This window comes from Flavobacterium glycines, from assembly GCF_900100165.1.
In the GTDB taxonomy this organism is placed as follows: Bacteria; Bacteroidota; Bacteroidia; order Flavobacteriales; family Flavobacteriaceae; genus Flavobacterium; species Flavobacterium glycines.
The window spans coordinates 251,954-263,331 of record NZ_FNEO01000001.1; the positions used below are offsets into that span (position 1 = coordinate 251,954).

16 protein-coding genes are annotated in these 11,378 nt (G+C 35.0%); 7 read left to right on the plus strand and 9 right to left on the minus strand.

Features of this window, described 5'->3' with window-relative positions; all coding sequences use genetic code 11:
* Positions 1–58 precede the first annotated feature (58 nt).
* Positions 59–406, minus strand: a complete 348-nt coding sequence (locus tag BLR17_RS00970) for an RNA recognition motif domain-containing protein (RefSeq protein ID WP_066328408.1) — start codon at positions 404–406, stop codon at positions 59–61.
* Positions 407–550: 144 nt separating this feature from the next.
* Entirely contained in the window at positions 551–1,030 is a 480-nt protein-coding gene (locus BLR17_RS00975; RefSeq protein ID WP_066328407.1) for a DUF6252 domain-containing protein, read from the minus strand.
* Between the two features lie 195 nt (positions 1,031–1,225).
* On the opposite strand from BLR17_RS00975, the gene BLR17_RS00980 reads away from it, so the two are divergent.
* The 7 genes from BLR17_RS00980 to BLR17_RS01005 all read left to right on the plus strand — a co-directional run bounded on the left by BLR17_RS00980 (position 1,226) and on the right by BLR17_RS01005 (position 6,131).
* On the plus strand, positions 1,226–1,774 hold the full coding sequence (locus tag BLR17_RS00980) for a 30S ribosomal protein S16 (protein ID WP_066328406.1): 549 nt from the start codon (positions 1,226–1,228) through the stop codon (positions 1,772–1,774).
* Between the two features lie 13 nt (positions 1,775–1,787).
* Complete coding sequence (rimM, locus tag BLR17_RS00985; protein ID WP_066328405.1) at positions 1,788–2,312, plus strand: ribosome maturation factor RimM; 525 nt, start codon at positions 1,788–1,790, stop codon at positions 2,310–2,312.
* 88 nt (positions 2,313–2,400) lie between these two features.
* Complete coding sequence (locus BLR17_RS00990) at positions 2,401–3,114, plus strand: tRNA1(Val) (adenine(37)-N6)-methyltransferase (protein ID WP_066328404.1); 714 nt, start codon at positions 2,401–2,403, stop codon at positions 3,112–3,114.
* A 129-nt stretch (positions 3,115–3,243) separates the two neighbouring features.
* Complete coding sequence (locus BLR17_RS16590) at positions 3,244–3,468, plus strand: LysE family translocator (protein ID WP_217635879.1); 225 nt, start codon at positions 3,244–3,246, stop codon at positions 3,466–3,468.
* A complete protein-coding gene (locus BLR17_RS16630; protein WP_394331212.1) occupies positions 3,468–3,875 on the plus strand; it encodes a LysE family translocator in 408 nt (135 codons plus the stop codon). Before BLR17_RS16590 ends, BLR17_RS16630 begins: the two co-directional genes overlap by 1 nt.
* Before the next feature lie 138 nt (positions 3,876–4,013).
* On the plus strand, positions 4,014–5,192 hold the full coding sequence (locus BLR17_RS01000; protein ID WP_066328403.1) for an acyl-CoA dehydrogenase family protein: 1,179 nt from the start codon (positions 4,014–4,016) through the stop codon (positions 5,190–5,192).
* A gap of 156 nt (positions 5,193–5,348) precedes the next feature.
* On the plus strand, positions 5,349–6,131 hold the full coding sequence (locus BLR17_RS01005) for a DUF3050 domain-containing protein (RefSeq protein WP_066328402.1): 783 nt from the start codon (positions 5,349–5,351) through the stop codon (positions 6,129–6,131).
* A 54-nt stretch (positions 6,132–6,185) separates the two neighbouring features.
* On the opposite strand, the gene BLR17_RS01010 is transcribed toward BLR17_RS01005, so the two are convergent.
* From BLR17_RS01010 to BLR17_RS01040, 7 genes are all read right to left on the minus strand, one after another.
* On the minus strand, positions 6,186–6,503 hold the full coding sequence (locus tag BLR17_RS01010) for a 2Fe-2S iron-sulfur cluster-binding family protein (protein ID WP_026712464.1): 318 nt from the start codon (positions 6,501–6,503) through the stop codon (positions 6,186–6,188).
* Positions 6,504–6,568: 65 nt separating this feature from the next.
* The gene (locus tag BLR17_RS01015) at positions 6,569–6,808 is read right to left on the minus strand and encodes a NifU family protein (RefSeq protein WP_066328401.1); all 240 of its coding nucleotides are present in this window, start codon (positions 6,806–6,808) and stop codon (positions 6,569–6,571) included.
* A gap of 14 nt (positions 6,809–6,822) precedes the next feature.
* Positions 6,823–7,950, minus strand: a complete 1,128-nt coding sequence (locus tag BLR17_RS01020) for an Mrp/NBP35 family ATP-binding protein (protein ID WP_066328400.1) — start codon at positions 7,948–7,950, stop codon at positions 6,823–6,825.
* Between the two features lie 172 nt (positions 7,951–8,122).
* Complete coding sequence (locus BLR17_RS01025) at positions 8,123–8,473, minus strand: MGMT family protein (RefSeq protein ID WP_066328399.1); 351 nt, start codon at positions 8,471–8,473, stop codon at positions 8,123–8,125.
* Positions 8,474–8,523: 50 nt separating this feature from the next.
* On the minus strand, positions 8,524–9,159 hold the full coding sequence (locus tag BLR17_RS01030; protein ID WP_066328398.1) for a LysE family transporter: 636 nt from the start codon (positions 9,157–9,159) through the stop codon (positions 8,524–8,526).
* A 41-nt stretch (positions 9,160–9,200) separates the two neighbouring features.
* The gene (trmB, locus tag BLR17_RS01035; protein WP_066328397.1) at positions 9,201–9,878 is read right to left on the minus strand and encodes a tRNA (guanosine(46)-N7)-methyltransferase TrmB; all 678 of its coding nucleotides are present in this window, start codon (positions 9,876–9,878) and stop codon (positions 9,201–9,203) included.
* Between the two features lie 107 nt (positions 9,879–9,985).
* A complete protein-coding gene (locus tag BLR17_RS01040) occupies positions 9,986–11,350 on the minus strand; it encodes an ammonium transporter (RefSeq protein WP_066328396.1) in 1,365 nt (454 codons plus the stop codon).
* Positions 11,351–11,378: the final 28 nt, after the last annotated feature.

The following is an 11,378-nucleotide window of genomic DNA, read 5'->3' on the forward strand; positions in this document are numbered from 1 at the left end:
AGACAAATAAAAAAGGGGACAATTTCACATTGTCCCCTTTTTTTATATAAAGAAAAAATTAATATCCCCCTCTATTCCCACGGCTATCTCCACCACGGTTGTTTCCATAACCACCACGAGAATCTCCTCTACGGTTGTTATTAAAACTTCTTCTTTCACCTTCCGGTTTTGGCTCAGATTTATTTACTACAATCGTACGCCCCTGAACAGTCGCCCCATTCAATTCATCAATTGCTTTTTGAGCTTCAGCGTCAACCGGCATCTCAACAAAACCAAACCCTTTACTTCTTCCAGTAAATTTATCAGTAATAATTTTAACAGAATCAACTGCTCCGTAAGCCTCAAAAGACTCTCTTAAATCTGCTTCCTCAATACTGAATGGAAGGCTTCCAACAAAAATATTCATATATACTTATTTACAATAATTACAACAAATGTAGTCTTATTTTTTTATAACACACTACAAACAAGCTTATTTATATTTTTATTTGAATCTTTTTCAAAAAGTTGTTATTAAACCAAAAAGCACTAACAAAATAAATACCAAAGATCACTTAAGAGTGACAGGAATTTTATAAAAAACACCATATTGAAAATTCAAAGTTGGTCCGGCTAACGGATTATCAAATGTATTAACCAAATTACATTTAAACGTTCCGGAAATTGTCATCCCTACAGAATCATACTCAGTAATTACTATCTGACCGTTTCCTACATTAAATCCCGAAGAAAAAGTGATTGATTCTTTAGTCAAAGGATCTAAATAATCATAAGTTGCTGTTGTAGTAGCATTAGTACCTATATAATAAGTACCTGGCGCTATTGCATTCGTTTTCAAAGTAACCACCTCAGTTGCCGTATAAGCCTCAATAACTAAAGCTCCTCCCGAATACACAGTTGCCTTAGTCTGAACAGCTCTCCAAAAAACATTATCTTTCGTTCCCTGAAAAGCAGGATTATTAAATTTTACATCTTCCTGACAAGAAAATAAAGTAAAAAGCACTATCAGAAATAAAAAATGTTTTTTCATATAATAAAAATTTACAAACAAAAATAAACTATTCGAACCAAATTAACCGAAATAGCCTAAAAAAAGAAGCAAAAAAAACCGCTAAATAATTACCTGTCAAAATACTAAAATACTATTTGCCATATAAAAAAATAATGTATCTTTGCAGCCTTAATTAATCGAGGTCGAGTACCTCAAAATTTAATCATAAAGATTATGTCAGTAAAAATTAGATTACAAAGACACGGTAAAAAAGGAAAACCTTTTTACTGGGTAGTAGCAGCAGATGCTCGCTCAAAAAGAGATGGTAGATACTTAGAGAAAATCGGTACTTACAATCCAAACACTAACCCAGCAACTATCGACTTAAACCTTGATAGCGCAGTTAAATGGTTACACAATGGTGCACAACCAACTGATACTGCTAAAGCTATTCTTTCTTACAAAGGTGCTTTATTGAAACACCACCTTGATGGAGGAGTTCGTAAAGGAGCTTTAACTCAAGAGCAAGCTGATGCTAAACTAGCTGCATGGTTAGAAGCTAAAGCTGGTAAAGTTAACGCTAAAAAAGATGGTTTATCAAAAGCGCAAGCTGATGCTAAAGCTAAAGCATTAAAAGCTGAACAAGAAGTAAACGCAAAACGTATCGCTGCTGCTGCTCAAGCAGAAGCTGATGCTATTGCTGCTGCTCAAGCAGAAGAGGAAGCTTCAACTGAAGAAGAAGCTCCAGCTGCTGAAGAAAACAACGAAGAAGCTCAAGCTTAATTTTCACAGCGAAATGCGTAAAGAAGATTGTTTCTATTTAGGTAAAATCGCTAAAAAATTTAGTTACAAAGGTGAAGTCTTAGTCTACTTAGACACCGACGAACCTGAGTTATACGAAAATCTGGAATCAGTGTTTGTTGACTACAACAAACACTTGGTTCCTTTTTTTATCGAAAATAGTTCTTTACATAAAAATGACTTTCTAAGAGTTCATTTTGAAGACATCAATACCGAAGCTGAGGCCGACAATCTAATTGGCAGCGACTTATACCTGCCTTTAAATATGTTACCAAAACTTACTGGTAACAAATTTTACTTCCATGAAGTAATTGGATTTAAAATAGAAGACAAACGTTTAGGATATGTTGGAGAAATCCAATCTATCAACGATAGTACCGCCCAACCACTTTTCGAAGTTACAAAAGACGGCACTGAAATTCTGATTCCTATGATTGACCATTTCTTAGTTAAAGTAGACCGAGAAAACAAAAAAATCATCATGGATTTACCTGAAGGATTAGTGGAAATGTATCTTTAGAAGGTTTAATCGGTTATTTGGTTAATCGAAAAAATCTGCAATCAATCCCGATAGCTATCGGGACGTTAATCTTCAATCTGAAATCATTATGTCCAAATTCCAATTCAAGCAATTTTCTATTGAACAAGACCGAACGGCAATGAAAATTGGCACCGATGGCGTTTTGCTTGGCGCTTGGACTCCTATTGAAAACAATCCTTTTAGCATCTTGGACATTGGAACCGGAACCGGAATTATTGCTTTGATGCTGGCGCAACGAAGTTTCGCAGAACAAATTGACGCTTTGGAAATTGATGAAGACGCTTACGAACAAGCGACAGACAATTTTGAAAATTCCCCTTGGAACGATCGCTTATTTTGTTTTCATGCCGGTTTGGACGAATTTATCGAAGAACCCGAAGACGAATACGATTTAATCGTTTCCAACCCTCCTTTTTATGCCGAGGATTACAAATCAAACAGCGAACAGCGCGACTTAGCCCGCTTTCAAGATGCGATGCCTTTCGAAGAATTAATCGAAGCAGCCGCCTTATTATTATCTGAAAATGGAATTTTCTCCGTTATAATACCTCACAAAGAAGAAGAAAATTTTCTGGCTTTAGCCAATGAATTCGAACTTTATCCAATAAAAATCACCCGCGTAAAAGGAACTCCAACCTCTGAAATCAAACGTAGTCTTTTGGCTTTTAGCCGAAATAAAACCCCTGATTTCTTAATTGACGAATTAATCATCGAAACCGCCAGACATCAATATACTTCTGAATATATTGAATTGACTAAGGATTTTTATCTGAAAATGTAAAACACAATACAATCAGAAAACCATTCACATTTGTTATTTGACTTCACATCAGTCCACAACATTTTCCAAAACCACATTATCAATCACTTAGAGATTATTAATTATATTTACAAACAAAAATTAAACTCTATGACCGGAATTGAAAACTACACACTTTATATAATTACAGCAATTATCTTTATTTTAACCCCCGGAATTGACACCATTTTCATCCTTAACAAATCGCTCACAAAGGGCAAAAAAGCCGGCATCTATTCCTCAATTGGTGTTTGTAGCGGCATTTTAGTCCATACTTTATTCGCCGCATTAGGTCTTTCAATGATTATTGCAAAACAGCTGTTGCATTTTCAATAATTAAATATTTAGGAGCAGCATATTTAGTTTACCTTGGAACAAAAGCTTTATTTTCAAAAAAAGAAAACCTAAAATTCACCGAACAACAGGAAGAAAATGAATCCATTTGGACAAGTTTTAGCTCTGGCGTCATCACAAATGTTCTAAACCCTAAAGTTGCTTTATTTTTTATCTCATTTTTCCCTCAGTTCATTAACAAGGAAAATATTGATTCGGTTTTACCATTTTTCATATTAGGTTTAACGTACTCAGGTCTGGGAATAATTTGGTGTTTTATGCTCGCTTATTTTTCATCTATGTTTTCTAACAAACTAAAGAAAAGCGAAAAATTCAATGTGTTGTTAAATAAATTTTCAAGTCTAATCTATATTTTGATGGGATTAAAAATTGCCTTAACCAAAAAATAAAACAAGCCATTTAAGACAATTTTAATTCCTTTTTTATGTTTGGTTAAAATCCTTTATGTAAATTTATAGTACAGCATTAGCTTTCGTTTTAAAAACAAAAACAGAAAGTTTAGCAAAATAAATTTATAAAAAGCTATCATGAAAACAGACTTATTTCAAGCTCCGGACTATTACAATTTAGACGAATTATTATCGGAAGAACACAAATTAGTTCGTGAAGCAACTCGCGCATGGGTAAAAAAAGAAATAAGCCCTATTATTGAAGACTATGCTCAAAAAGCCGAATTCCCACAACACATCATTAAAGGATTAGCAGAAATAGGCGGTTTCGGCCCTTATATCCCACAAGAATATGGCGGTGCCGGACTGGATCAAATCTCTTATGGTTTAATCATGCAGGAAATTGAACGTGGAGATTCCGGTATTCGTTCAACTGCTTCGGTACAATCTTCATTGGTAATGTATCCTATCTGGAAATATGGTAGTGAAGAACAAAAATTAAAATTCCTTCCCAAACTAGCCACCGGCGAATTAATGGGCTGTTTTGGACTAACCGAACCCAATCATGGTTCCGATCCCGGAAGTATGACCACCAATTTTAAAGATGCCGGCGATTATTATTTACTAAACGGAGCCAAAATGTGGATTTCTAACGCTCCATTTGCCGACATAGCCGTAATTTGGGCAAAAAATGAAGAAGGAAGAATTCACGGATTGATTGTAGAACGCGGAATGGAAGGCTTTTCAACCCCTGAAACCCACAACAAATGGTCCTTACGCGCTTCGGCAACAGGAGAATTAATTTTTGACAATGTAAAAGTGCCAAAAGAAAATTTACTACCAAACAAATCCGGATTGAGTGCACCATTAGGATGTCTGGATTCAGCACGATACGGAATTGCCTGGGGAGCCATTGGAGCAGCCATGGATTGTTATGATACTGCTTTGCGATACGCCAAAGAAAGAATTCAATTTGACAAACCTATTGCCGGAATGCAATTACAACAAAAAAAATTAGCCGAAATGATCACCGAAATCACCAAAGCCCAATTATTAACCTGGCGATTAGGAACTTTAAGAAATGAAGGCAAAGCAACATCTGCCCAAATTTCGATGGCAAAAAGAAACAATGTAAACATGGCAATAAACATTGCCCGTGAAGCAAGACAAATTTTAGGAGCTATGGGAATTACGGGCGACTATTCCATCATGAGACACATGATGAACCTCGAATCGGTAATTACTTATGAAGGAACCCATGACATCCATTTATTAATTACAGGAATGGACATTACCGGAATTTCAGCCTTTAAATAACATTACCTCAAAACCTTTATTCCAATAAATTCGTAAATAGTACAAAAGGAATTTAGAATCGAATAAAATAAACACTTATTAAAGTATTGATAAAATTGATGATTAAATCTTTTGAAGAATAGGAGCTTTTTTATCTTTACATCAAATTATTTCACAATGAACATTCAACATATCAATAAAAGCATCGAAACCCAAAAAAGCACACTATTACAGCACTCGCTTTATACTAAGGTTAAAACCATCGAAGACTTACGCACTTTTTTGGAAAACCATGTTTATGCAGTTTGGGACTTCATGTCTTTATTAAAAGCACTGCAAGAAAGATTGACCTGCACCAACACGCCTTGGTTTGCCACAAAAAACCCTGAAACAAGATACTTAATTAACGAAATTGTTTTAGCTGAAGAAACTGACCTGACTCTTGACGGAAGACACCTCAGCCATTACGAAATGTACATTGAAGCCATGGAAGCCTGTGGGGCTGATACCAGCAAAATCAACATTTTTTTATCCGATGTTCAATCGTTACAAAATATATTTGTCGCTATTAAAAAAAGCGATTTACACCCAAACATTAAAGCTTTTTTGGATTTTACTTTCCGGGTAATAGAAGAAGGAAAGCCTCATGAAATAGCAGCTGCTTTTACCTTTGGAAGAGAAGACTTAATACCGAGTATGTTCTTTGCAATCTTAAAAAACTTTCAGGAGCAATTTCCGGAAACTGATTTAACGAAGCTAATTTATTATTTTGAAAGACATATCGAATTAGATGCCGATGAACACGGACCAATGGCTATGCAAATGATCAATGAACTTTGCGAAGAAGACGAACAAAAATGGAAAGAAGTGGAAGAAGTATCAATTCTTGCTCTTGAAAAAAGAATCGAACTTTGGAATGCCATTGAAGAAATCATAACAATGAAGGTCGAAATGGCCTAATAAAAAAAGCTGTTTTCTTAGAAAACAGCTTTTTTTGTATTTTAAAAGGATATATTAACTCTCAGGAGCCAATTCCAACTCAAGACCTTCTAAATCTACCGTAATAGGAATTTGACAACCCAAACGGCTATTAGACTTAACGTAGAAAGCCTCAGAAAGCATCGCTTCTTCATCTTCTCCCATTTCCGGCAATGCCACATCATTCAACACATAACATTGACAAGAAGCACACATGGCCATTCCTCCACAAGTTCCTTCAACAGGCAACTCATAAGCCTTACAAAGTTCCATGATATTCATAGCCATATCTGTAGGAGCCTGTAATTCGTGAACCACTCCTTCTCTATCCTTAATTTTTATTAAAACATCCATTTTTTACTATTGGGAATTGATTGAACAATATAATTTCGGCAAAAATCTTTTTTAGACAAAACGCCTTACAAGATATTTACAACAGTTTCTATTTGTGGAGCAAACTTTTTAATCGTTGTCTCAACACCAGCTTTAAGTGTCATTTGATTTACACTACAATTAGTACAAGCACCTTCAAGACGCACTTTTACATGCTTATCGTCTTCAATAGATATAAGACTTATATTTCCTCCATCTGACTCTAAGAAAGGTCTGATTTCAGCAAGTGCTTTTTGAACTTCAATTGTTAATTCTTCTGTTGTCATTTTCTTTTCTTAAATTATTTTTTTACCGCTGAACAACCAGCCATAGTAGTAATTTTTATTGCTTCAGTAGCAGGTAAATTTTCATTTCTGCTTACTGTTTCTTCCACCACTTTACGAGTAATATTTTCAAAAACTGTTTCGATAACCGAACCTGTTTGTAAAGCTGCCGGACGACCATAATCTCCCGCTTCACGAATAGATTGTACAATTGGAACTTCTCCTAAAAAAGGCACCGCCAAATCATCAGCAAGGTTCTTTGCCCCTTCCTGACCAAAAATATAATATTTGTTATTTGGTAATTCTTCCGGTGTAAAGTAAGCCATATTTTCAATAATTCCTAAAACAGGAACATTAATAGCTTCCGACATAAACATAGAAACTCCTTTTTTAGCATCTGCTAATGCTACCGCCTGAGGTGTACTCACCACTACTGCTCCGGTTACCGGCAAAGATTGCATAATAGAAAGATGAATATCTCCTGTTCCCGGAGGTAAATCGATTAACATGAAATCCAATTCTCCCCAATCGGCATCAAAAATCATTTGATTTAAGGCTTTAGAAGCCATAGGTCCTCTCCAAATTACAGCCTGACTTGGCGAAGTAAAAAACCCAATAGAAAGCATTTTTACTTCATAACTTTCAATAGGTTTCATTTTTGATTTCCCATCAACCGTAACAGAAATTGGTTTTTCATTTTCAACATCAAACATGATAGGCATAGATGGCCCGTAGATATCAGCGTCTAAAACACCAACTGAGAATCCCATCTTAGCTAAGCTAACTGCCAGGTTTGCTGTAACAGTAGATTTCCCTACTCCTCCTTTTCCGGAAGCAACAGCTATAATATTTTTAATCCCGGGAATTGCTTTCCCTTTAATTTCTGGTTTTTCCGGTGTTTCAACTTTTATGTTTACTTTAATTTTAGCTTCGGCAGAAACTTTCTCCAGAATTGTTTTTTTGATATCGTCTTCTGCACGTTTTTTAATATGCATTGCCGGAGTATGTAAAACTAAATCAACAACTACCTCATCTCCAAAAGTGATTACATTACTAACAGCACCACTTTCAACCATGTTTTTCCCTTCTCCTGCAATAGTAATTGTTTCTAAAGCTTTAAGAATTTCTTTTCTATCTAATTTCATTACTAAATTTACTATTTTTCAATTGCTATTTTCAGTTTAAAAAAGAACATTTATTTAAACTGATTTCAGATTGCAAAGATAAGAGATTAAGTTCTTAATTTAAAGGATTTAAAATTGTATTTATTAATAGCCCAATAGTTCTAACGATAAAGTCTTTCATTGTGATTTTTAACTACTTAAATTCAGGAATCTCTTGTTGTGGATCCCAAAAAAAGTTTTCAAAATCCACTATTTGATTATCAACTACTTTTAGCCCTTCACTTTCTAATAATTGTTGCATTAAATTAGTTCCGTCAAAATGGAATTTACCCGTAAGCAATCCTTTTCGATTCACCACTCTATGCGCCGGCACATCTTCCATTGTATGCGAAGCATTCATAGCCCAACCCACCATTCTTGCTGAACGAGCCGCACCAAGAGCCTTTGCAATTGCCCCATAAGAAGTCACTCTTCCATAAGGAATTTGCCTGGCTACCGCATAAACCCTTTCAAAAAAATTAGCGTTATTTAAATTCTCAGGCATATCCGTTTTTATTTAAAGCATTTGTAGAATACAAAAAAACAACCTAAAATCTATAAAAAATAATATTGCAAAATATTCACCAGCGCAATTAAAGACACAAGACCTGTAATACTGCCAATGATGACATTCATGTTTCGAAGAAAATAATCAGCCTTTTTTTCAATTTTTTGAAAAAAGACAATGTAAAAGTAAAAAACAAGAAAAGAACCCAAAACCGCTCCGCTTACAAAAATTAAAATCGAAATCAGGTCAAATGAAAACAATGCATAAGACGACAACGAAACACTTACAAAAACATAATAAGGGATTGGAAAAAAATTCAACGCAGACAAAAGCATACCTAAAAAGAAACGCTTCTTTTTACTGTTCTTTTTTATTTTAGGCTTCTTAAGTTTTGGTTTTTTAGCTATCCATAAAAAATACACTGTCAAAAGACCAAAAACAACAAAACCTACTTCACGTAACAACAGTACAATATCAGGTCGTGCGTTAATTATTCGGGCAAACAAAACAGCTAAATAGACCTGAAGAAAAATAACAAATACAGCCCCTGAAACAAACCAAAAAGCATGATGCCTTCCGTCTTTCATGCTTACTTTGGCAGCAGTCATATTCAACAAACCCGGAGGAGTAATTCCTATAAAGGCTGAAATAAAACCAGATAATAAGGAAATAATTAAATTCATAAGCCTGTTATAGAAATCTTCTGGGTTGTTTAAGCAAAAAATTAATCTTTAATTTTAAAACGAATAAATGTGATTGCTTTATTAATTTCTAAATATTGTTTTTCGTAAAAAGTCTGAAAAGCAGTCACTTCCTCTGGACTTCCTTCATTTACATACACATTGTGATTCGCATACAAAACCTCATGTCCTTCTCCATGAAGCAATCCTAATGTATAACCGTGCATGAATTCACTATCGGTTTTAAGATTGACTACTCCGTCTTTTTTAAGGATTTTTTTATACAGTTGCAAAAACTGAGAATTAGTCATTCTGTGTTTGGTGCGTTTGTATTTAATTTGAGGATCCGGAAAAGTAATCCAGATTTCGTCTACTTCATTTTCAGCAAAAATATGATTAATCAACTCAATTTGAGTACGAACAAAGGCTACGTTATGCAATCCCGTTTCAACAGCCGTTTTAGCACCACGCCAAAAACGAGCTCCTTTGATATCAATCCCAATAAAGTTTTTATCCGGATATCTTTCAGCTAATCCAACAGAGTATTCTCCTTTACCACAGCCTAACTCTAGAACAACAGGATTGTCATTTTTAAAGAAATCTGTATTCCATTTCCCTCTTAACGGAAATAAATCACCTACTACCTCTTCTCTTGTTGGTTGAAAAACATTATTGAATGTTTCGTTCTCTTTGAATCGTTTTAATTTATTTTTACTTCCCACTGTTTTTAAAATATTTGCGCAAAATTAAGCAAATAAATAAGACCTAGGGCAAGCTTTTATAAAATAAAAACCTGCCCTAGTATATAATTCAATCCTTAAGAAACAACTTATTCAGTGCATTCAATAGGAGAAAGTGTTTCATCATGTTGAGACAAATCCAATCCCATAATTTCAGCTTCTTCTGAAACACGCATTGGAATAATTTTATCTGTAATTTTAAACAACAAATACGCTCCAAAGAAAGTATAAATGGAAACTAACAACAATGCAGTCATGTGATGTCCAAAAACACCCCATCCGCCATGAAGCAAACTGGCATCTTCTCCATGAGCAAAAATAGCTGTCAAAATCATACCCATAATTCCCCCTACTCCATGACACGCAAATACATCAAGCGTATCGTCAATTCCTTTTAAATATTTAGAATACACAATTTTATTTGAAACTAATGCAGCTACAAATCCAAAAAACATACTTTCCGGAACTGAAACATAACCTGCCGCAGGCGTTATCGAAACTAATCCTACAACAGCTCCAATACAAGCCCCAAGAGCTGAAACTTTTCTACCATTAATTCTGTCAAAAAATATCCAGGTTAACATAGCTGCCGCCGATGCCGTTGTGGTTGTACCAAAAGCCATTGCTGCAACTCCATTAGCTTCCATAGAAGAACCGGCGTTAAAACCAATCCACCCAAACCAAAGCATTCCTGTTCCCAATAAAACAAACGGAATATTGGTTGGCACATGATTGCTGTTTTTTCTTTTACCCAAAACCAAAACTCCTGCCAGTGCTGCAAATCCGGCACTCATATGCACTACTGTTCCTCCGGCGAAGTCTTTTACACCAAAGAAAGAACCCAAAATCCCTGTTGGATACCAAACTGCATGACACAAAGGAGAATAGATAAAAATACTAAACAAACAAATGAAAAGTAAATACGAAATAAAACGTACGCGTTCCGCAAATGAACCTGTAATAATTGCCGGCGCAATGATTGCAAACTTCATCTGAAATAAAGCAAAAAGCATAAAAGGAACAGTACTAGCGATTAATTTATGAGGTAAAACGCCCACATAATCAAAAAAGGTAAAGGTTGTTGGGTCTCCTACAAAACTATAAAAACCATCTCCAATATGAATCCCCACAGGTTCTCCAAAAGCCAGACTAAATCCAACTACTACCCATATCAAAGTTACTACCCCCATACAAATAAAACTTTGTAACATAGTAGAAATTACATTTTTCTTCCCCACCATACCTCCATAAAAGAAAGCTAATCCCGGCGTCATAATTAAAACCAAACAGCAAGATGTAAGCATCCATGCAACATCGGCAGGTATAATTTGGTCTATTGTCCCAAATTGAGAATGAACTGCTTCTGGTTCCAAAGGCACTTCCCAAAAAAGTCCCGAGATACAAACAATACTAATTACAACAAAAGAAATGATCCAGCGTTTCTCAATTTTCATATTTTCTTAGTTTAACCCATTAAATTCC

Excerpts from the sequence above, each read along its gene's own strand:
- BLR17_RS00970 (WP_066328408.1), bottom strand. The coding sequence starts at position 406 with ATGAATATTTTTGTTGGAAGCCTTCCATTCAGTATTGAGGAAGCAGAT.
- BLR17_RS00975 (WP_066328407.1), bottom strand. The coding sequence starts at position 1,030 with ATGAAAAAACATTTTTTATTTCTGATAGTGCTTTTTACTTTATTTTCT.
- BLR17_RS00980 (WP_066328406.1), top strand. The coding sequence starts at position 1,226 with ATGTCAGTAAAAATTAGATTACAAAGACACGGTAAAAAAGGAAAACCT.
- rimM (WP_066328405.1), top strand. The coding sequence starts at position 1,788 with ATGCGTAAAGAAGATTGTTTCTATTTAGGTAAAATCGCTAAAAAATTT.
- BLR17_RS00990 (WP_066328404.1), top strand. The coding sequence starts at position 2,401 with ATGTCCAAATTCCAATTCAAGCAATTTTCTATTGAACAAGACCGAACG.
- BLR17_RS16590 (WP_217635879.1), top strand. The coding sequence starts at position 3,244 with ATGACCGGAATTGAAAACTACACACTTTATATAATTACAGCAATTATC.
- BLR17_RS01000 (WP_066328403.1), top strand. The coding sequence starts at position 4,014 with ATGAAAACAGACTTATTTCAAGCTCCGGACTATTACAATTTAGACGAA.
- BLR17_RS01005 (WP_066328402.1), top strand. The coding sequence starts at position 5,349 with ATGAACATTCAACATATCAATAAAAGCATCGAAACCCAAAAAAGCACA.
- BLR17_RS01010 (WP_026712464.1), bottom strand. The coding sequence starts at position 6,503 with ATGGATGTTTTAATAAAAATTAAGGATAGAGAAGGAGTGGTTCACGAA.
- BLR17_RS01015 (WP_066328401.1), bottom strand. The coding sequence starts at position 6,808 with ATGACAACAGAAGAATTAACAATTGAAGTTCAAAAAGCACTTGCTGAA.
- BLR17_RS01020 (WP_066328400.1), bottom strand. The coding sequence starts at position 7,950 with ATGAAATTAGATAGAAAAGAAATTCTTAAAGCTTTAGAAACAATTACT.
- BLR17_RS01025 (WP_066328399.1), bottom strand. The coding sequence starts at position 8,473 with ATGCCTGAGAATTTAAATAACGCTAATTTTTTTGAAAGGGTTTATGCG.
- BLR17_RS01030 (WP_066328398.1), bottom strand. The coding sequence starts at position 9,159 with ATGAATTTAATTATTTCCTTATTATCTGGTTTTATTTCAGCCTTTATA.
- BLR17_RS01040 (WP_066328396.1), bottom strand. The coding sequence starts at position 11,350 with ATGAAAATTGAGAAACGCTGGATCATTTCTTTTGTTGTAATTAGTATT.